Source organism: Comamonas sp. HJ-2, assembly GCF_053615495.1.
This window is the reverse complement of the sequence record NZ_JBSIFD010000015.1, coordinates 60,457-81,259: the sequence shown is the minus strand read 5'-3', so window position 1 is coordinate 81,259 and position 20,803 is coordinate 60,457. Positions and strand designations below refer to the sequence as shown.

18 protein-coding genes are annotated in these 20,803 nt (G+C 61.5%); 2 read left to right on the top strand and 16 right to left on the bottom strand.

Annotation, left to right across the window (positions count from 1 at the left end; all coding sequences use genetic code 11):
* Window positions 1-62: 62 nt before the first annotated feature.
* The gene (locus ACWGXF_RS13995; protein ID WP_256628525.1) at window positions 63-1,061 is read right to left on the bottom strand and encodes a Bug family tripartite tricarboxylate transporter substrate binding protein; all 999 of its coding nucleotides are present in this window, start codon (window positions 1,059-1,061) and stop codon (window positions 63-65) included.
* A 169-nt stretch (window positions 1,062-1,230) separates the two neighbouring features.
* Here ACWGXF_RS13995 and ACWGXF_RS13990 point away from each other — a divergent pair, with 169 nt between their 5' ends.
* Entirely contained in the window at window positions 1,231-2,121 is an 891-nt protein-coding gene (locus ACWGXF_RS13990; RefSeq protein ID WP_256631279.1) for a LysR family transcriptional regulator, read from the top strand.
* Window positions 2,122-2,261: 140 nt separating this feature from the next.
* On the opposite strand, the gene ACWGXF_RS13985 is transcribed toward ACWGXF_RS13990, so the two are convergent.
* The 9 genes from ACWGXF_RS13985 to arsC all read right to left on the bottom strand — a co-directional run bounded on the left by ACWGXF_RS13985 (window position 2,262) and on the right by arsC (window position 12,118).
* Complete coding sequence (locus tag ACWGXF_RS13985; RefSeq protein ID WP_034378158.1) at window positions 2,262-2,567, bottom strand: MliC family protein; 306 nt, start codon at window positions 2,565-2,567, stop codon at window positions 2,262-2,264.
* Window positions 2,568-2,759: 192 nt separating this feature from the next.
* Window positions 2,760-4,229 (bottom strand): sensor domain-containing diguanylate cyclase, encoded by a 1,470-nt coding sequence (locus ACWGXF_RS13980; RefSeq protein ID WP_012839714.1) that lies wholly within the window; start codon window positions 4,227-4,229, stop codon window positions 2,760-2,762.
* Window positions 4,230-4,349: 120 nt separating this feature from the next.
* The gene (locus ACWGXF_RS13975; RefSeq protein ID WP_034404854.1) at window positions 4,350-5,372 is read right to left on the bottom strand and encodes a sensor domain-containing diguanylate cyclase; all 1,023 of its coding nucleotides are present in this window, start codon (window positions 5,370-5,372) and stop codon (window positions 4,350-4,352) included.
* A gap of 156 nt (window positions 5,373-5,528) precedes the next feature.
* Complete coding sequence (locus ACWGXF_RS13970; RefSeq protein ID WP_256628526.1) at window positions 5,529-6,896, bottom strand: ATP-binding protein; 1,368 nt, start codon at window positions 6,894-6,896, stop codon at window positions 5,529-5,531.
* A complete protein-coding gene (locus ACWGXF_RS13965) occupies window positions 6,893-7,552 on the bottom strand; it encodes a response regulator (RefSeq protein ID WP_039049766.1) in 660 nt (219 codons plus the stop codon). The genes ACWGXF_RS13970 and ACWGXF_RS13965 overlap by 4 nt, the downstream gene beginning before the upstream one ends.
* A gap of 146 nt (window positions 7,553-7,698) precedes the next feature.
* The gene (locus ACWGXF_RS13960; protein WP_012839717.1) at window positions 7,699-8,103 is read right to left on the bottom strand and encodes a hypothetical protein; all 405 of its coding nucleotides are present in this window, start codon (window positions 8,101-8,103) and stop codon (window positions 7,699-7,701) included.
* An 85-nt stretch (window positions 8,104-8,188) separates the two neighbouring features.
* Entirely contained in the window at window positions 8,189-9,742 is a 1,554-nt protein-coding gene (locus ACWGXF_RS13955) for a phosphatase domain-containing protein (protein WP_256628527.1), read from the bottom strand.
* A gap of 282 nt (window positions 9,743-10,024) precedes the next feature.
* Window positions 10,025-11,572, bottom strand: a complete 1,548-nt coding sequence (locus ACWGXF_RS13950; protein ID WP_370466483.1) for a Do family serine endopeptidase — start codon at window positions 11,570-11,572, stop codon at window positions 10,025-10,027.
* A 165-nt stretch (window positions 11,573-11,737) separates the two neighbouring features.
* Window positions 11,738-12,118 (bottom strand): arsenate reductase (glutaredoxin), encoded by a 381-nt coding sequence (arsC, locus tag ACWGXF_RS13945; RefSeq protein WP_046461788.1) that lies wholly within the window; start codon window positions 12,116-12,118, stop codon window positions 11,738-11,740.
* Between the two features lie 133 nt (window positions 12,119-12,251).
* Here arsC and ACWGXF_RS13940 point away from each other — a divergent pair, with 133 nt between their 5' ends.
* On the top strand, window positions 12,252-13,262 hold the full coding sequence (locus ACWGXF_RS13940) for a Bug family tripartite tricarboxylate transporter substrate binding protein (RefSeq protein WP_003071183.1): 1,011 nt from the start codon (window positions 12,252-12,254) through the stop codon (window positions 13,260-13,262).
* An 18-nt stretch (window positions 13,263-13,280) separates the two neighbouring features.
* On the opposite strand, the gene ACWGXF_RS13935 is transcribed toward ACWGXF_RS13940, so the two are convergent.
* The 6 genes from ACWGXF_RS13935 to ACWGXF_RS13910 form a co-directional block, all read right to left on the bottom strand.
* Entirely contained in the window at window positions 13,281-14,636 is a 1,356-nt protein-coding gene (locus ACWGXF_RS13935; protein WP_452102045.1) for a uracil-xanthine permease family protein, read from the bottom strand.
* Window positions 14,637-14,922: 286 nt separating this feature from the next.
* Complete coding sequence (locus tag ACWGXF_RS13930) at window positions 14,923-16,311, bottom strand: 8-oxoguanine deaminase (RefSeq protein WP_003071180.1); 1,389 nt, start codon at window positions 16,309-16,311, stop codon at window positions 14,923-14,925.
* Between the two features lie 103 nt (window positions 16,312-16,414).
* Entirely contained in the window at window positions 16,415-17,323 is a 909-nt protein-coding gene (locus ACWGXF_RS13925) for a LysR family transcriptional regulator (protein WP_034363549.1), read from the bottom strand.
* Between the two features lie 50 nt (window positions 17,324-17,373).
* Window positions 17,374-18,135, bottom strand: coding sequence for a lysophospholipid acyltransferase family protein (locus ACWGXF_RS13920; protein WP_012839721.1), 762 nt, complete (start codon window positions 18,133-18,135; stop codon window positions 17,374-17,376).
* A 187-nt stretch (window positions 18,136-18,322) separates the two neighbouring features.
* The gene (locus ACWGXF_RS13915) at window positions 18,323-19,615 is read right to left on the bottom strand and encodes a dihydroorotase (protein ID WP_452102044.1); all 1,293 of its coding nucleotides are present in this window, start codon (window positions 19,613-19,615) and stop codon (window positions 18,323-18,325) included.
* A 223-nt stretch (window positions 19,616-19,838) separates the two neighbouring features.
* On the bottom strand, window positions 19,839-20,801 hold the full coding sequence (locus tag ACWGXF_RS13910; RefSeq protein WP_003051536.1) for an aspartate carbamoyltransferase catalytic subunit: 963 nt from the start codon (window positions 20,799-20,801) through the stop codon (window positions 19,839-19,841).
* Window positions 20,802-20,803 lie beyond the last annotated feature (2 nt).

Here is a 20,803-nt window from a genome sequence, read left to right as displayed (position 1 = left end):
AGCGTCGCAGCGACTGGCTGCGACTCGAAAGCGATGCAGGGCATGAAGAAGCCCGGCTCTGGTTAATTCGCCGTAATCTTTCCGGCAGCGATCACCTGGTCCCAACGCTGCTTTTCCTTGGCCACAAAGCTTTGCGCTTCTGCCAGGGTATTGGCCACGGCACTCATCCCTTGATCCTGCAGCCCCTTGCGGAACTCGGGTGTATTGGCCACCTTGCGGATGTCTTCACTGAGCTTGTGCACCAGGGCCTCAGGCACCTTGGAGGACACGGCGACCGTGGTCCATGATGTGGCCACATAGTCCTTCATTCCTGCTTCACCGGCCGTCGGCACATCCGGCAACGCCGCCAGGCGCTCGTTGCCGGTCACCGCCAACGCCTTGAGCTTGCCGCCCTTGACATGAGCCAGCACTGTCGGAGGGTTCTCGAACATCAGCTGGATCTGGCCGCCAAGCAAATCGTTGAGCGCTGCCGAGCTGCCACGATAGGGGACATGAACAATGGGAGCGCCTGACTGGAGCTTGTACAGCTCTCCCATCATGTGAACCGACGAGCCCACGCCAGCAGAGCCAAAATTGATGCTGCCTGGATCCTTCTTGGCCAGCACGGTCAGCTCCTGCAGATTCTTGACCGGCAGATTGGGGGTTGCAACCACGACATGGGGCATCTCCGCCAGCACGGTGACAACGCGCAACTCCTTGGCAGGGTCGTAAGGCAGTTTCTTGTAAACCCCGTAAGCAGCATGCAATCCGATGGATCCCACCATCAGCGTGTAGCCGTCCGCCGGCTGATCGGACACATATTTCCCACCCAGATGGCCGCCTGCACCTGGCTTGTTCTCGACCACCACGGCTTGATTCCACATACGGCCGAGCCTGTCGGCAAGCATACGGGCCTGCACGTCCGAGCTGCCACCCGCAGTGAACGGCACGATGATGCGAATTTGACGAGCAGGATTTGGATATGCGGAGCTGCCTTCAGCCCAGGCCGAGCCGACGCTCGCCAACGTTGCGGCAGCCAGCACTCCCAGACACAGAGAGCGACGAGCGCTAATGCAAACCATCTAATGACTCCTTGGATTGATTGATGCGCCCTCAATTCCTGAAAACGCATGCACTTATTCGTATGGAAGTCAGTGTAGAAAGCCTAACCTACTCGGAAAAATTCATTTTTCAAACTCACCTATACGTGGTTGGTATACCCTTCCTCCTCAGCATCAAACCGATTGCGCCATGCCACGCCCTTTGAGTTTTAAAGAAATTGAAGCATTTCGTGCCGTGATGCAAACCGGCACCACGACCGCCGCTGCGCAGCTGCTGCACACCACGCAGCCGTCCATCAGCCGTCTGCTGGCTCAGATGCAGACCGGCGCGGACCTGAAGCTGTTTGATATGCATAAAGGGCGGCTGCGCCCGACTGCAGAGGCACGGGAGCTCTTTTCGACGGTGCAGCAACATTTCGTAGGTCTGGACCGCATTGAGCGCGACCTTCAGGGGCTGCGGCAGTTCGGTGCAGGCACTTTGCGCATAGGTTGCACCCCGGCACTGGGACTGTCCATCGTTCCTGCGGCCCTGCACAATTTTCTGCTGCACTACCCGGGTACACACATCAGCCTGCAGACGCTAGGCACTACCCATCTTCGGGAAGGACTGCTGCACGGCCAGTTTGACCTGGTCGTCAGCACCATGGCCATTGGCTCCCCTGAACTCAACGCAAGCGTTCTGCATCAGACCCAGGCCGTCTGCGTCATGCATCCAGGCCATCCGCTGGCACAGCACAGCAGCCTGCATGTCCAGGACCTGGAAAACCAGCTGCTGCTGACCTTGAATTCGGATGACAACATCTACCTGCAACTGCAGCGAACCATGCTTGAGCATGATGTCCGGCCCAGCTCAACGGTCGAAACCACCTACTCCTCGACCATCTGCTGCCTTGCCGCGCAAGGTACGGGCTTGGGCGTGGTGAACCCCTACGTGGCGGCAACGTTTGCGTCAAGCCTCTGCATCAAACCGTTCCTGCCCGAGTGCTCAGTAGAGGTAGTGCTGGCACTGCCCAGTCATTCGGCACCTTCGGAACGCACGCAATGCTTCGTCGAGGAGTTGCAAAAACAGCTGGAACCATAACCCTGCGGCAAAGGCCAAGCACTCAAGAAAACTCCACTGTCAGATGACGGCGAACGCCAAATGCGCCTCAAGGCTCTGCGCCCGCAACCGAGCACATGCGCATGGATGCGGTGGAATTCCGGCGATAGTCAGAGGGCCTCTTACCGGGCCTTGCATTGAATCGGCACCATGCGACCGACCTCTACCGTCAGATCCAGTCCTTTTCCTCGGATGGTATTGGGCCCGTTGCTGTAAACAAATCCGGAGCCGCTTGGCTGCTGTGGAAGCTCTATGCCTTGACCGCCGCGTATCAAGACTGCTTTGCTGTTGGCAGGCGAGAAACGCACCGAAATGGATTCTCCGTTTGCACAGGTGAATGCAACTTCACGGTCTGCATCTTGAGACGGCGCAGAACTGCAGGCACTGACGGCGATTGCGGCGAACATGGCAAGCCCGATGACTTTCATAGACTTCTCCCGTGATATTTCAAGGCAAGACTCAAGCAGCCATGAAGAACTCTTGTGTCTGGTGGCGCTTCCAACACTTGGCAGATCACCTTTGTCTCTCTCGACAGATTGGGATGTCCCAACCCACTGCAGGCTCCCGCCAGCGGGTCAGACCGCAACGCGAAGTGGAACTTGATTGACGCATATCCGAGCTCAGACTGAGCTCACACGCCTGTCGCGCTCCTTGTCCCGGTAAAGGCGTGCTTTTTCAGCATACATGGCCTTGTCCGCCCCTTGAACAATGCTTTCTATCGGCGTGCCTTCCAGGCCACAGGCATGGCCCATGGAGACCTGGATGCTGTGACCCGGATAGAACTGATTGTTCAACTCCAGCAAGGACAAGATGCGCTCCTGCAATGCCACGGCACCGCGTTCATCGGTTCCCGGCAATAGCACGACAAACTCATCGCCACCGATGCGGGCGGCGCAGGCCGGCGCATCCACTGCCTTGGAGAGAACTTCGCCCATGCGCCTGAGCATGGCATCGCCTGCAGTATGCCCATGCTCGTCGTTGACGACCTTGAGTCCATTCATATCTATGGCAAGCATGGACAAGGGCCAGGGCCCTTTGCGTGACAGCCTGTTGAGCTCTTCGGTATAGAAAGCGCGGTTGCGCAACTGGGTCAACACATCATGCTTGCCCAGATATTCAAGATAAGCCTCAGCCTTCTTGCGAGCGGTGATATCCACGAGCGACAGCAGAACCAAACCCCACTTTTCCGCATGGCTGCTCATGATGGCGAACTCCATATGAATATGGAGCACATCGCCAGCCAGCCCGTAGTTCACCACTTCCCGCTGCTGCACCAGCTTACCCTCCCAAAGGTCTATCAGCTGCTCGGCAAACGAATCGTACATTTCGCCCCTGAAAACCTTGGACAGATTCTGCAGCAGTTGCTGCTTGCTCTCGGCACCGAACATTTGCAACGTCTGGCGATTGACATCGAGCACCTGGATTTCCTGCATGCAGCGGGTCACGAATTCCGGATGCACTTTCAGAAAAGTCCGGAAATCGGTGATTCCGCGCGCTCTCACATCGTCCATCAGGCGCTTGACCACGCTGAAGTCCTCGACCCACAGTGACACCGGAGAGTACTCGAACAAGTCTCTGGCGTATTGCTCGCTGCGCTGCAGCTTCACCGTGCTCTGCACCTCCGCCGTCACATCCTCCAGGGAGACCAGCACCCGGCTCCAGCTTTGCTCATAGCCCGGCAGCACACGCGCCCTCACCTGCACATCGAGCCGCCGTCCATCCAGGGCATAGTTGACCGAACGGGTCTCGAAACTGAGCACCCCCTCCCAGAGAGCGACCAGTTCGTTCATGATGCTGTCGAGCATGTCGCCGCGAAAGACCTCGCTGAGCCGGCTCTTCAGGGTTTCCTCATCTTCGGCCTTGAACAGGTCCAGCGTGTACTGATTGACTCGCAGCACCTTGTAGGACTGACTGCAAAGCCTGAGCCGCTCCGGATCCTCTTTGAGAAAGCTGAGCAGATCGCTCACCCCCTGCGCCCGCCATTGATCGAAAATCTGTTTCAGGCCGCTGTAATCCTCCATCCAGAGCGATACCGGTGCCAGGTTGAACATATCCTCGAAGTCCAGACCTTCTGCGAGCGAATTTTTCACAAACGATACCTCCGCCAACGATTATTACCGAGACTTCAAGCCTGCACTCAGCCCTCTTTTGCAAGAGTCGATCGACTGTCTCGCCGCAATGAAAAAGACTCCCTGCGGAGTCTTTTCAGGTCAGATCACCTCAGGCAGTCTCTGCCTTGCGGCTTTCACCTTGTACATTGCGGCATCGGCTTTCTGCAAAGCATCATCCACATCGGTGTCATCGGGCATCAAGCAGACCATTCCCACGCTGGCTCCTGCGTACTCGATCTCACGTCCATCGGCCAATTGCAAGCGGGCAACAGAGGCTTTGCTCAATCGCAGCTGCATCTCCCTGATCACGGCCTCAGCGTCTTCATCCAGCAAAGGCCCCGCGCCAACCATGACGAATTCATCGCCACCGAAACGAGCCAGCATGTCACTGCTGCGCAGTCCTGATCGCAGTTGTTCAGCCATGGCACGCAGCAATGCATCCCCAGCCTCATGACCGAACTGGTCATTGATCTGCTTGAAGCGGTCAAGATCCACAAAGCCCACCAGCACCCATTCACGGGTGCGACGGCAATGAGCAATGAGTCGGTTGAGTTCCTCGGTCACGCAGCGGCGATTGGGCAATCCAGTCAGGGAATCGAGCATGGCCAACGAAGCCAGCTCCTCGTTGGCATGCTGCAGCGATCTCACCAGTTGCTCGCGCTCGGCAAAGCCTGCAATGATCTTGGCAAACAGGCGCAGCAGATCCTCGGCCTCCGCGGCCAGCGCGACGGAATGGTCGCTGGCTGCACACAGAGTGCCGAACAGCGCACCATTGGAAAAACGCACGGGCGTGCTCACATAAGTCTGGATACCCAGCTGACGCGCTGCATCCGAGTCGCCCCAGCACTCGCCAACATTGTCAGTAAAGGTACGCCCTTCGTCGAGCGACCGCTTGCACAAGGTGTCGTGCCAGGGCACCTCCAGCCCTTCGGGGATCTTCATTCCTCCCGTATTGAGGGAGTACAGGACATTCTGAATACCGCGTGCCTCATCCACGGTGGTGAGATAGGCCGACTCCAGATCAGTCACTTCCACCATGATTTCCAGAAGAGGTCGCGTGAAGCTGGGCAGATTCTGAGATGCGGAGACGGTCTGGGAAAGGCGTTGAATAATTGATGGCATGGTGCAATTTGGAGGTACGGCCGCACGACGAGTGCGGCAGCTCAAGCAAAGCCTAAAGCCTAGGCATCATCACTTTCATTCGGCTGAGACTATCGTTCAATCATGCAATGAAAGCCAGATCCCAACGCCTGTATTTTCAAGCAATCGATTGTCAGACTAGGACTGAGGCCACAGGACCCTGACACGCAGACCGCCCAGTTGCGGCGACTCGTCAAGCCACAGCTGGGCACCGCTGCTTTGCGCAATGCTTTGCGCAATGGCCAGCCCCAGGCCACTGCCGCCGGCCATGCCACCAGCCCCCTGACCGCGAACAAAGCGCTGCAGGACGCGTTGGCGCTCGGCCGGTGCAATGCCTGGACCCGAATCTTCCACCACCAGTGCACATCCGTGCTCGTCCTGCAACCAGCCCACATCAACCCGCCCCCCGGCGGGCACGTATTTGATGGCGTTGTCCAGCAGATTGCGCAGCAGCACCGCCAGTGCCTCTGCGTCTGCGGCCACGCTGAATGCGGACTGCTGCTGCGGGTCTTCACTAAGACCCATGTCCAACCCCTTGGCCTGGGCAGCCGGCGCGGCATCAGCCAGAGCCTGCTCGACCAGCACGCGCAAGTCAGCCAGCGGTGCATCTTCAGTCTGCGGCCTGGCTTCCTGCCTGGCCAATGCAAGCAACTGCTCCACCAGGCGCCTGGCGCGCTCGATTCCTTGTGCCAGACGGGCCTGCGCCGACTCGCGCTCGGAGCTGTCCGTTGCTTTGCGCAGCAGCTGCAATTGCAGCTGCAACGCGGCCAGCGGCGAGCGCAGCTCATGCGCAGCATCTGCCACGAAATTCTGCTGTGCCTCAAAAGCCTGCCGTACGCGCTGCAGCAGGCTGTTGAGCTCCTCTACCAGCGGGCGCATCTCATCCGGCAGATCATGCTCCGCCACGGGTGCCAGATCCTGAGGCTGACGCAAGGCCAACTCCCTGCGCACCCGCTGCACGGGAGTCAGTGAAAGGCGAATCACCCACCACACGGCCAGCGCCAGCAGCGGCAACAGCAGCACCACAGGCAACAAGCTGCGCCAGGCGGCTTCACGCGCGAGGATCTGACGCACGCGCATGTCCTGTGCAATCTGAATCACCTGAGAGCGTGTCTGCAGTGAAAACACACGGTAGGTCGTGCCACGCGCAGGCACATCGGCAAAGCCCAGCACCGCCATCTGGGGCAAGGCATCCCCCAGAGCCGACTCGAAAATTCTCAGTCCCTCATTGGTCCAGACCTGGACGATGAACTCGTTGTTTTCATCTTCGGGAGGCGTTCCCTGCGGTCTGCCTTTGGCATCGACCGGCAGACCCGCCCGCAGTGCAAACGCCGTCTGCTGCATCTGGTAGTCGAACAGGGTATCGGTCTGCGCCAGTGCATTGCGATAGGCAAACACCCCTTGCAGCACGGCCACCAGCAAAATCGCCATGCCAATGAAAAGCAACAGACGCCCGCCCAGCGAGCCGGGCAGTTTCAACCGCTGCAATGCTTGGTTTTCGCTCATGGCCTGGGCACCATATAGCCAAGACCGCGCACATTGAGCACTGCGGCAGCGCCGAGCTTTTTACGCAACCCGTGGATATAGACCTCCACCGCATTGCTGCTGACCTCATCGCCCCAGCCATAGAGTTTGTCTTCGATTTGCTGACGTGACAGCGTGGCCCCCGGCCTTGCCAGCAACGCCTGCAGCACTGCCCATTCACGACCAGACAGAGTGACCGGCTGGCCATTCACGCTGGCCTCGCGAGTATTGGGGTTCAGCATGACGCCGCCATGTTCGTACACCGCATCCAGATGCCCTGCCGCACGCCGCGTTAGCGCGCGAATGCGGGCCAGCAGCTCATCCATGTCATAGGGTTTGATGACATAGTCATCGGCCCCGGCGTCCAGCCCCGCAATGCGGTCATGCACGGCATCCCTGGCGGTCGCCACCAGCACCGGCGTGGCATCCTTGCGCGCACGCAACTGGCGCAGCACCTGCAAGCCATCAAGCTTGGGCAAGCCCAAGTCGAGCAGCACCAGATCGTACTGGTGACCATGCAAGGCTGTATCGGCCTGGGCGCCATCCTGAACCCAGTCCACCACATAGCCTTCACGGCGCAGCAGCGCCAGCACGGCCTGGCCGATCATGGTGTCATCTTCAACGAGCAGTAAACGCATGGAGCAAGGATAGCGCCGCTACAGCGGGAATGCCCAGCACCAGAAACAAAGGATGCATCGCACGCAGACTGCATGCCCGCAAGGCGGCAAGCGAGGCTGCTCCACCCCAAGCAGGCAAGCCGCCACCTCACATGAAGGGCCGCCGGTTACACCGCAGCTTCGATGCCCGGCATCGCCATACGTGCCTTGGTCAATGCCATGCCCAGGTTGGCGGTACGGCGGCAGACAAAGACTGCCACATAGTCGGGCACTGCCTTGCTACGCAGAAAGACGTGAATCAGGTTGTCACTATTGACGATGATTTCCTGAAAATAGTGGTGACCATCATCGCTGAGGCCGCGCGAACGCTTGAACATGGTCTCGATCATGGAGACATTGGGGCCGTTGAACAGGTCGGCCGTAGCAGCCGCCACCAGATCAATCACCTCACGCGGATGGGAATCCACGGTACGGATCGACAGCAACATGCCCGAAGCAGCATCCACATAACCAGCGGCCAAGCACTCGGGGACCGAAGCCACGGCCTGCGTCAACACGGTATCCAAACTCATTACGCTCTCACTTTCCTATTGCTAATCTTTCGCGTCATGGCCGTTTGCAGTCCGCAGCGCCCATGCTTTGGTGGTCTTGAAAACATCACGCCATCTTTTGCAGCAATGCGTTTTCGAATTCATAAAGAAGCGCTTCCTGTGCCTCGGATTGCACATACTGAGCGTCAATCAATCGCACACGGCGCAGCGCTTCTTCGGCAGTCAGGCCCTCGCGCACCAGCCAGGCGGCAAGCACGGTTCCGGTACGGCCCAATCCTGCAAGACAGTGCACGGCAAGCACCTCTCCACGGCGCAGGGCGACCGACATGCGTGCCAGCAGCATCTGCATCTGTGCCACTGTCGGTGGCTCGTGGTCATAGACCGGCAGGTGAAAGTTCTTGAGCCCATTGCGGGCCAAGGCATCCTGCGGGAAGTCCTTTTCCGTCAGCGTGATCAGCATGGTGATACCGCAACGATTCAGGGCCTTGAGGTCGGCGTCCATGTCGTGCACCACACCCGGCCAGGGCGTACCTGCCAGCCTTCCTGGCACCAGCCAGGAAAATCCGTTCGGGCCGCGGCTGGCTGGCATGGCATTTTCAGCAGCCAGCAGTGGCTGCATTTCCATCAGCACAGCCGCATTCACGATGCGAGGCTGGTAGCGGGTTGCAGAGGACAGGCCAGATGCCGCGACCGCTGCCGCTTGCGGCAGTGCAGGTGCAGAGACCGACGTTGGCACAGGCAGCACGGGTTCCAATTTGAAGGGAGTAACGGCCTCACTCACTGCTGCCGAAGATGCCGGCAGGTCAGAAAATTCGGCAATGGCCGCCAAGGCTGCGACAGGCAAGGGAGGTGGCGGCAATACATCGTCGGCCAGCTCATTCAAAGGGGTACCCGGCATGGGGACAGCGCAGCTGCCAGTACGCAGGAATTGCTGACCGGCGGCACTGAGCGGCCGCAGAGTGAACACCGCCATTGCTGCAGCTTCCTGAATATGACCACCTGCGAGCAACAACATCTGCTGGGCAGCAGCCTGGGCATGCTGCTGATGGTGCGTGACGAGCAGCACACTGCACTGCTGGCCGATCTGCTTGATCAAGTCCAGCAACAAAAATGCCTCATAGCCTTCCAGGTCGGCCGTGGGCTCATCCACCATCAACACCGCAGGCCGGGCCCAGGCCTCGCGCAGAATGGCTACGGCGCGTTGCTGCACCGCACTCAACAGCATGGTGGACTTGTCCAGAGCCTGAGCCAGCTCGGCAAAGCCATAGTGCTGCAGCTGTTCAGTCACCCACCGACGCCACTCCAGTGGCGCACGGTGCTCGGTCCGACGTGCTTTCTCGATCAGAGCATCCAGGGTACTGGCGCGCATAAGCCGGGCATGCTGCTGTACCAGGCGCGGCAAGGCCTGCACGCCGTCGGCGCTCAAAGGCATGTGCAATGGCTGAGCGGCATAGACCACCTGCCCCCAGCTGCGAAAACGCGGATTGACCGCGTTCAGTCCGGCCAGCGTGCGCAGCAGCGTGGATTTTCCTGTACCCGCAGGACCCAGCAATGCGGTTACGCCTGATTGCGGAAGTGTGAAATCCACTTCGGCCAAAACCACGCGTGGACCATATGAAGCGCCCAGGCCTTGCACCTGCAGACTGTGTTGCTGATCCAAAAAATCCTCCCCTCGCAGCGCCTGCTCCGAGGGCCGTCACGATGTATTTGCGGTCACGTCGAATCGCCACCACACGGCGTCAAAAAGACGAATGAATGCTTTGGCCCGGCAGTCTATGGCATTACATCTCTAGAAACTCGTTACCTCTGGAAACATGACAACATCATGTGGAAATCCATCAAATATTCATTTATTCAGATATTTTTTGTTTTAAATCAATAAAAGCAGGGAAGAAAAACCGCACTCCTAAGGATGCGGTCTTTCATACGGCAAGGGATCAACTCAGCCCAGGCGCACCGGCACAAAGATTTTGTTGCCTTCGCGCCAGATCAGCACGGCCACGGTCTTGTCCGCCTTGGCGACTGCGGCCCGCACCTCATCGATATTCCCGGCAGGTGCGCCGTTGATGGACAGCAGCACATCACCCTGGCTGATGCCTGCGGCAGCAGCCGGACCGCTGGCCTGAGCCACCAGCAGGCCGGAGTCCACGCCAATCTGCTTTTTCTCCTCAGGCTGCAGGGGGCGCAGAGCCAGCCCCAGCTTTCCCTTGTCGGCATCCGCAGAGGACTTGGCCACCTTCACAGCCTTGTCACTGGCATCGCCAAGGGTCGCACTCAGGGTCTTGGATTCACCCTTGCGCCAGACTTCCAGCGTTACCTTCTGCCCCGGCAAGGCCTGGCCGATAAAGGCCGGCAGGTCGCCCGAACCAACAACGGGTTTGCCATCCACCTTGCGCACCACATCGCCTGGTTCCAGTCCGGCCTTGGCAGCAGGGCCATTCTTTTCGACACTGGCCACCAATGCACCTTCGGGCCTATCCAGCTTGAAGGAATCGGCAAAGGCCTGATTGACCTCCTGCACACTCACACCCAGCTTGGCATGCTGGGCCTTGCCCGTTGCCTGAATCTGCTGTTGCACACGGGTTGCCAGTTCGATGGGAATCGCAAACGACACCCCTTGATACCCGCCCGAGCGGGTGTAGATCTGGCTGTTGATGCCCACGACCTCGCCCTGTGCGTTGAACAGCGGGCCACCAGAGTTTCCGGGGTTGATCGCCACATCCGTCTGCAGGAAGGGAACAAAGGAATCATCGGGCAGAGAACGCCCCTTGGCACTCACCACGCCAGCCGTCACGCTGTTCTCAAAGCCGAAGGGCGAGCCGATCGCCAGCACCCAGTCGCCCACACGCAGCTGGCTGGTCTGGCCCAGCTTGACCGTGGGCAGCCCGGCAGCGTCAATCTTGAGTACCGCCACATCGGTCTTGGGATCGGCTCCCAGCACCTTGGCCCTGAACTCGCGACGGTCGTTGAGCTTGACCGTCACTTCCTTGGCGCCATGCACCACATGGGCATTGGTCAGAATCACGCCGTCGCTGGAGACGATAAAGCCCGAGCCTTGGCCGCGCATGGGTGTATCGGGCTGCTGCGCACGTGGTCCCATGCCCTGCCCGCCCGGCATTCCAGGAAAGCCGAACTGGCGGAAGAATTCAAGGAAGGGGTCATCGGGGCTGATGCCCTGACCCTGTGGCTGACGTTCGCTGGTCTGGTCGCCTTCATCGTCGCTCATGGCGCGAGAGGAGCCCACCACGCTGATATTGACCACGGCCGCGCCGTTGCGCGCCGTGATATCTGCAAAATTGGGAGCATTTACCGCAGGCAGGTTAAGGGCTGCGGATTGCGCAACCGCCGCAGATTGCGTCACCTGCGCCTGGGCCGCGCTGCGGGTTCCCACCAGGCCGGCGCCGGTGGCGCCCAGTGCGCCGATCGCACCAGCGGCCACCAGGGCCATGACCAATCGGCGGGGTGTGGAGAGAATTGTATTCATGGTCATCCTTTCAAAAAAGCACCGGATCGGTGTCGTTGAAGGGAAGTTTGAACGTCCACACTTAGGCGAGACTTAGACGCTTGCGGTATTCACCAATGCGCCTGAACCAGAAGCTGCTTGCATCGGCAGCTCAAGGAGTTCAGGCCATTTTCAATCTGCAACCCACCTCGCTCAGATCAGCTCCAGCACCAGCTCCGGCGGGCGACAAAGCTTGGCCCCCTTGGGAGTGACCACAATGGGTCGATTGAGCAGCACCGGATGCGCAGCCACGGCCTGAATCAGCTGGACATCACTGACCGCTGCGTTGTCCAGACCCAGTTCCTTGAACTGAGCTTCCTTGGTACGCAGCAAGTCACGCACCGAAACGCCCAGGTGTGCCACCAGCTCTGCCAACTCTGGCGCCGTCAGCGGCGTGGCGATGTAATCGACGATATTGGGCTCGATACCATGCTCGCGCAGCAGCGCCAGCGCGCCGCGCGAATTGCTGCAGCGGCTGTTGTGAAAAATGGTGATGTCAGGGCGATTCACGGGGGTGTCTGTACTTGTAGTCATGACTGCAGTGTAGCGAGCCTGTACCTGTCCAAGGCTTGGCAGGCAGTCACTGCATAGCAGCTATGCCGGCTGCGCCAGAGCCAGGCAGAGCGCCATCTCATAGACTGTCTGCAAAACATCATCAGGAGACAATATGCCCGCTTTCACCGCACGTGAACCCTTCACTCTGAACCGTCGCCAATGGAGCCAATGGGCTGCGGCTACCACCTTGGGCAGTCTGACCGGTACGGCTCTGGCACAGGACTCGAAGTACCCCAGCAAGGCCATACGCATGGTCATTCCGTTCACGCCCGGCGGCTCCGCCGACATTCTGGGTCGCGCCATAGGTCATGAGCTGACGACCGCCTGGGGCCAAAGCGTGGTGCCGGAAAACGTCGCCGGCGCAGGCGGCAGCATTGGCGCGGACCGCGTGGCAAAGGCCAGTGCCGATGGCTACACACTGCTCATGGGTCATGTCGGCACGCTGGCCGTTACCCCCACGCTCTACCCCAAGCTGCCTTACGACCCTATCAAGAGCTTTACGCCTCTGGCCTGGGTGGCGCGTGTGCCCAACGTGCTGGTCGTGCATCCATCGCTGCCGGTCAATGATCTGGCATCGTTCATCAGCTACGCCAAGGCCAACCCGGGCGCAGTGAATTTCAGCTCGGGGGGCAACGGCAGTGCCGCGCATATGACCATGGCCTATCTGAGCCTGCAAGCCGGGCTGAAGATGCAGCATGTGCCCTACAAGGGCACGGCACCGGCCGTCAATGACCTGGTGGCAGGTCAGGTTCAGGCCTTGTTCACCGGCATCCCTGCCGTGCTGGCCCAAATTCGCTCCGGCCAGATCAAGGCCATTGCCGTTTCATCACCTCAGCGCATCCCTGCACTACCCAATGTGCCTACCGTGGCCGAAGCAGGCTTGCCCGGCTTTGAGGCCGACCAATGGTATGGCGTGGTCGGTCCTGCCAATATGCCCGCCGACGTGGTCGCCAGGATCAATCAGCAGATCAATGCCTCGCTCCGAAGCCCCGCCATCCTCGAGCGTCTGCAAAGCGAAGGCGCCCAGCCCATGCCCAGCACGCCCAAGGTCTTTGCCGACCTCATCGTCAAGGACCTCGCGCGCTGGCGCAAGGTCATCATCGACAGCAAGATGACGCTTTAAGCGCCCAGGGCCTGCGCTTCAGGCTGCGGCGGAACTGGTTGCAACCGGGGCTGCCGTTGCGGACTCCAGCTCTTCCTCGTGGGCATCGAACTCACGCCCCGGCAGCAGCAGATTCAGGCCCACGGCCACCAGCGCCCCCACGGTAATACCCGAGCCGAACACCTCGCGCACAAAGGCAGGCATCTTGGAGAGCAGATCGGGGCGCACCGTCACGGCCAGACCGCAGCCCAGCGAGACTGCAATGATCAGGCCGCTGCGACGCGTCTGCTCTGCGCCGCTGAGCATGCGGATGCCCGCCAGGATGATCATGGCAAACATCATCAGGCCCGCACCGCCGAGCACTGGCTGGGGAATCGTCACGACCAGCGCTCCCAGCACCGGAAACAGACCGGCCAGCAACAGCATCACGCCGGTCAGCATCACCACATGGCGGCTGGCCACGCCGGTGAGCGAAACCACGCCCACGTTCTGCGCGAAGGTGGAGACCGGAGGACTCGACATCAAGGCGGCAAAGGCCGAACCCACGCCGTCGCAGAGCATGCCGCTGGACAGGCGCTTGCCACGGATCGGCGTCTGTGTTGCCGCCCCCAGGGCCATGAAAGTACCCGTGGTCTCGACAATGGTCACGAGAAAGGCGATGGACATGGCAACGATGCCCGATACCGGAAAGCTCATGCCGAAATGCAGCGGCTGGGGAATCGCGAAGATCGGCGCCTCGCGCACCTGGGTGAAATCGATCAAGCCCAGGGCCAGGCACAGCAGATAGCCGCAGGCAATGCCCAGAACCACGGCCGATGCCGAGATCACGCCCTTGCCCCATTGCACAAAGCCGATCACCAGCGCCAGCACAAAGCCCGCAATCGCCAGATTGCCCACGGCGCCATAGCTGCCGCTGCCCACACCGCCTGCGGCCCAGTCCACGGCGACGGGCGTGAGCGACAGCCCGATCATGGTCACAACCACGCTGGTCACGGTATGCGGAAAGAAGCGACGGATCACAGGCATGAAGAAGCTGCCGACGATCATCACCAGCGAGCCCACGAGCGAAGAGCCCAGGATGCCGGGCACACCATGCTCCAGTCCCACGCTGATGCCCGCGCCGACAAAGGCAAAGCTGGTACCCATCACGCAGGGCAGGCGTATGCCGACAGGTCCTACGCCACGACACTGGATGATGGTGACGATGCCCGAGCCCAGCAGCGCCGCATTGACCAGGGCCACGATCTGGTCGGCCGGCAGCTTGAGCGCGCCACCGAACACCAGCGGCACGGCGATGATGCCGCCCAGGGCGGCGAGCAGATGCTGCAGCGAAAGCAGCGTGGTGGTGATGAGGCAGGGCGGACGGTCTTCCACCCCGTAAAGCAGCTTTTCCATGGTCTTGTCTCCTGTTTTTTAGGTATGCAATCGCCGGGGAATAGGCTTCCCCGCGAAGGCCACAAGACTAAGCACGCAACCGGGAGCTCTCATATGCCGTTGCCGATACAGCCCATGCGCGGCGCCGTATAGCTTGTCCAGCATCGAGAAAGAATTTCTGGCACTCCAAGTCACCTGACACCAGTCCCGAGCCCACTTTTCTTCCAGTGCCACAAAGGCTTGGAATCTCTCTCACACCGATGTCCGGCCATCGCAATAGACCCACGATGGCCGTCACCGAAAAGTCTCAATGTCCTGCTGCGGCTCGCTCGAACAGGCTGCGCGCAAGATGGCGGTGCTGGCCCAGCACCACGGGCAGGTCGGCGGTCAGCAGACGCCCGTCCTCGACCACCACACGCCCGTTGATGACGCTGCTGGACACATTGGCCGGCGTGCAGAACACCAGCGCTGCCACGGGGTCGTGGCCGGCACCCGCATAGCCGACGTCTTCCATGTCGAAGGCCACGAAGTCGGCAGACATGCCCGGAGCCAGTGCGCCGATGTCATCGCGGTTGAGTACGCGCGCACCGCCCAGCGTGGCGATCTCCAGCGCCTCTCGGGCACTCATGGCCGCCGGGCCGTAGCCCACGCGCTGCAGCAGCATGGCCTGGCGCGCCTCGCCCAGCATGTGGGCACCGTCGTTCGATGCGCTGCCGTCCACCCCCAGGGCCACGGACACGCCGGCATCGCGCATGCTGCGGATGGGTGCGATGCCCGATGCCAGGCGCATGTTGGAGCATGGACAGTGCGCCACACCGGTGCCGGTGCGCGCAAACAGCGCAATGCCTTCGGGATCGAGCTTGACGCAATGCGCATGCCAGACGTCGCGCCCCACCCAGCCCAGGTCCTCGGCGTATTGCGCCGGGGTCAGGCCGAACTTCTCGCGCGAGAAGGCCACGTCGTTGTCGTTCTCGGCCAGATGGGTGTGCAGCGAGACGCCGTGCGCACGCGCAAGCACCGCCGATTCGCGCATCAGATCACGCGTCACCGAGAACGGCGAACATGGGGCCAGAACCACGCGCAGCATGGAGTGGCGCGAGCCGTCGTGGTATTGCTGGATCAGGCGCAGGCTGTCGCGCAAGATGGCCTCTTCCTCCTCCACCACCACATCGGGTGGCAGGCCGCCCTTGCTGCGGCCCAGGCTCATGGAGCCGCGCGCGGCGTGAAAGCGCATGCCCATCTGCTGCGCAGCCGCAATGGAATCGTCCAGGCGCGAGCCATTGGGAAACAGGTACAGATGGTCGCTGGTCGTGGTGCAGCCCGACAGCATGAGCTCGGCCATGGCGGTCTGGGTCGAGACATGGATCATCTCGGGCGTCAGATGCGACCACAGCATGTAGAGGTTCTGCAGCCACGAGAACAGCTCGGCATCCTGGGCGGCCGGCACGGCACGCGTCAGGCTCTGGTACATGTGGTGGTGGGTGTTGACCAGGCCCGGCGTCACGACCTTGCCGCGCATGTCCAGCACGCGCGCCTGGCCCTCGTCGGCCATGCGGCGGTATTGCGCCGGCAGCTCGGCCGTTGCACCCACCCACAGCAGGGCCGGGCCGTCCGCCACCAGCGCACCGTCCTTGATCTCGCGGCGTTGCGCATCCATGGTGACCAGTACGTCGGCATTCAGGGCAATCAGGGTCATGGGTTTCTTCCTCTCTAAACAAGAAGCGCAAGTCTAGAGAGGCACCCCAGCGCGCGATAGCGCTGAATTCAGCCAAGCATGTCCACAAAATGTGGACAGTGAATCAGTGTTTTCTGGCGTAGAGCCTCGCCAGCGCGGATTCGATGCTTGCCGCCATGAGCTCGGCAGCGGCACTCAGCTCCGCGCCCTTGCGCACGAACAGCATCAGGGTCTGGCGCTGCAGATGCGCATCGCGCAGAGGCACGAAGCTCAGCGAGCCGCGATCCAGCTCCTCCAGTACATCCAGAGCGTTGAGCAAGGCAATGCCCTCGCCCAGCATGACCAGGCGCTGTATCAAGGCCATGGAGGTGGACTCGGCCACCGGCGTCACCTCGATGGCACTGCGCGCGAAGGCTTCGTTGAGCAGACTGCGTATGGTCAGGGCCGGTGCCGGCAGAATCAGCGGATGACCCACGCATTCGCTGAGCAGCAGCGACGAATGCTGGGCCAGCGGGTGCTTGACCGGCAGGACGGCTCCGATCTGCCATTCGCTGGCTGCCAGCATGCGCAAACCGGGTCTGGGCGTGAGATCGTAGGCAAGGCCCAGGTCCACCTCTCCGGCCTCCACGGCAGACACAATGGCCTGCGTTGGCAGGTCGATGACACGCACGACCATCCCCGGATGGCTGCTGCGAAAGTCATGCACCAGCGATGGCAGCAAGGAGCCCGCCAGGCCCGACGTCGCCGCCACAGTGATCTCGCCACGCCGCATGCCCTTGAGGTCGGCAATGCGCTCGCGCAGCGCTGCATGTTCGCGCAAGGTGCTTCGCACATGGGTCAGCACCATCTCACCCAGAGGCGTCAGACGCAGGCGATTGTGGATGCGGTCGAACAGCGGCGCTCCCAGCTCGGCCTCCAGATCGAGAATCTGCCGGTTCACGGCCGTGGGAGCCACATGCAGGTGCTCGGCCGCCTTGCGGATGGAGCCGCGGCGAACCACTTCATCGAGATAGCGCAAAACTCTGGCGTGCATGCGCGCAGCCTACAGGGTTTGACTGGGCGCGCAAAGCGCCGGCACAGCGCCTAGTTCTGGCGCAGCCTGTCCACCTCGGTGTGCAAGTCCTTGGCCCAGGCGCGGCGGTCGCGCCCTTGTGCGCTCTGCGCATCGCCATAGTGCACCACGGCAATCAGCTGCTCCGAACAAAGCACGCGCCAGATGGAGCCCAGCAAGGTCTCATCCCCGACATAGGTTGCGGCATAGCTGGTGCTGCCTGTCTTGCCATCGACAAAGCGCAGCCCCACGGGCTGTACCGGCGCATCGCATTGCACGGCGGCTTCGAGCAGATTGGAGTGAAACGAGAGCAGGCTGCGTCCATCGCCCGTCGTTCCTTCGGGAAAGACGGCAAGGATTTCGCCGCGCTTGAAGGCCTCTTCCATGGCACCTACCATGCGCACCGCATCGCGGCGCGAGCTGCGCTGGATGTAGAGCGTGCCTGCAGCCGTCGCCAGCGTGCCGATGATGGGCCAGCCCTTGACGTCGGATTTGGAGATAAAGCGGCAATGGCGCGCCGCGTGCAGCAGCGGAATATCGAGCCAGGAGATATGGTTGCTGACCATGAGTACTGGCCCCTGGGCCGGTGGCAGCCCCTTGACCTGCAGTTGCACCCCGGCCCGCAGCAGCAGCGTTGCGGCCCAGGCCTGCACATGCTCGTGCTGCTGCAGGTAGTGCAGCTGCGGAAAGCGAAACGCCACGATCCAGGCGCCCTTGGCCACATGGGCCAGCAGACGCAGTCCGCGCCATACCGCACGCGAGCCGGTTTTGATTTTGTGCAAGCCGTTTGCCATGATTCTCAAACAGTGTAGCGGCTCGTTGTGACTCAGTTGCTGCAACTTGAAACCGGCAAGCGCCTAAGACTGGCGCAATGCAAAGTCAGAGGCACCGAGGAAGCGCCGCCGCGCACCGAGGGTGTCGTCCCCCTCCCGATGCAACGTATCGAGAGAGGGGGAAGCGGCAAAGCCGCTCAGGGGGAGCCTATCGTTGATAAGCGACAGCGCCGTCAACGATAGTCGTTACCACGCGCGCAGGCAGTTCATAGCCGTTGAATGGCGTGCTCTTGCCCTGGCTTTGCAGCGCCTTGGGATCGACCGTCCACTCCGCCTCGGGGTCGACGATGCACAGATCTGCCACGCCGCCCACCTTGAGCTGCCCCAGCAGGGACTGCTGCTCGCCCAGGGCGCTCCCCAGCACGGCCACGGGAGCCGAAGTCACGACCGCCAGTGCGCGGTTCAGCGGCACCTTGTAGTCGCAGCTCCACTTCACGGCAATGGACAGCAGCAGCTCCACGCCGGTCGCACCGGGTTCGGCTTCGGCAAAAGGCAGCACCTTGGCATCTTCGTCCACCGGGCAGTGATCGGAAACCAGCGCATCGATGGTGCCGTCCGCGAGTGCAGCAGACAGCGCATCGCGGTCGCGCTGCTGGCGCAGCACGGGCACCACACGGGCGCTGCTGTCGAAGTAGCCGATATCGTTCTCGGTCAGCAGCAGCGAGTTGATGGACACGTCGGCGGTCACGTTCAGGCCTTCGGCCTTGGCTCGGCGCACCAGCTCCACGCCGGCGGCGCTGGAGATGCGGCACAGGTGAACCCGGGTCTGCGAGCCACGGATCAGCTCGAAGATGGTGTGCAGCGCAATCGTCTCTGCCGCCACGGACACCCCGGCCAGACCCATGCGGGTGGCCAGCGCGCCGCTGGCGGCAACGCCCCTGCCCAGATCCTTGTCCTGCGGGCGCAGCCACACGGCATAGCCAAAGGTGTTGGCGTAGCTCAGTGCACGGCTCAGCGTGGTGATGCTGGACAGCGGCACGTCCGCCTGGCCGAAGGCCACGCAGCCGGACTCGGTCAGCTCGGCCATCTCGGTCAGCGTTTCACCCTTGAGTCCCACGGTCAGCGCGCCCATGGGGAACAGACGCGACTTGTGCTGCTTCTCGGCACGGAACTTGAGCATTTCCACCAGACCCTGCTCGTCGAGCACGGGTTCGGTATCGGGCGGGCAGACCAGGCTGGTCACGCCACCGGCCACGGCAGCCGCCATCTCGGACTGCAGCATGCCTTCATGCTCGTGACCGGGCTCGCGCAGGCGCACGGCCAGGTCCACCAGACCGGGCAACACCCACTGGCCGGAGGCGTCGATTTCACGCTCGGCCACAAAACCTTCGGGCACCGTGCCAATGGCGGCGATCATGCTGCCATCGATGGCGATATCGGCCTGCTGGTCGAAACCTCGTGCCGGGTCCATCACCCGGCCATTGCGAATCAGAATCTTCATGGTTTGGCACCAAATTGGCTGCTAGCCCTTGCCACACAAGCGCTAGAAGCTACAAAAAACATATTGAACCCAATGCCACCCTGCCCTGTGTACCGGCCCGCTGTCGCATGAGACGCCAAGCAAGAGCCGCCTCGCGGCGAGGGCGTCGTCCCCCTTCCCGCAGCAGCGCTGCGAGAGAAGGGGGAAGCGGCCCAGCCGCTCAGGGGGATGGCCTGATGTTCCATCAGGCTTCGTTACCCGCGACGATCGACATGACCGCCATGCGCACGGCGATACCGAAGGTCACCTGCGACAGGATCACGGCCTGCGGGCCATCCACCACGGCGGAGTCGATCTCCACGCCGCGGTTGATGGGGCCGGGGTGCATGACGATGGCATCGGGCTTGGCCAGCTCCAGGCGCTTTTCGGTCAGGCCGAAGCTCTTGAAGTATTCCTGGCTCGAAGGCAGCAGCGCGCCACTCATGCGCTCGTTCTGCAGACGCAGCATGATGATGACGTCGCAGTCCTTGATGCCTTCCTCCAGATTGTGGAAGACGCGCACACCCATGCTGGCCATGTCCGAGGGCACCAGGGTACGCGGACCGACCACGCGCACCTCGGCAGCGCCGAGTGTGGTCAGGGCGTGGATGTCCGAGCGCGCCACGCGCGAGTGCAGCACGTCGCCCACGATGGCCACGCGCAGATTGGAGAAATCCTGCTTGTAGTGGCGGATGGTGTACATGTCCAGCAGACCCTGGGTGGGGTGGGCATGGCGGCCGTCGCCGGCATTGACCACATGCACATGGGGCGCCACATGTTTGGCAATCAGATAGGGAGCCCCCGACTCGCTGTGGCGCACGACAAAGATGTCGGCCGCCATGGCCGAGAGGTTGTCGATGGTGTCCAGCAGGGTCTCGCCCTTGCTGGCCGAGCTGCGCGCGATGTCCAGGTTGAAGACGTCGGCCGACAGGCGCTTGGCCGCAATCTCGAAGGTGGTGCGGGTACGCGTGCTGTTCTCGAAGAACAGATTGAACACGCTCTTGCCGCGCAACAGCGGCACCTTCTTGACTTCACGGTCGTTGACGCTGACGAAGTTGCTGGCCGTGTCGAGAATCTGGGTTAGGATGTCCTTGGACAGGCCTTCGGTGGAGAGCAGGTGAATCAGCTCGCCGTTCTTGTTGAGTTGGGGGTTGCGCTTGTACAGCACGA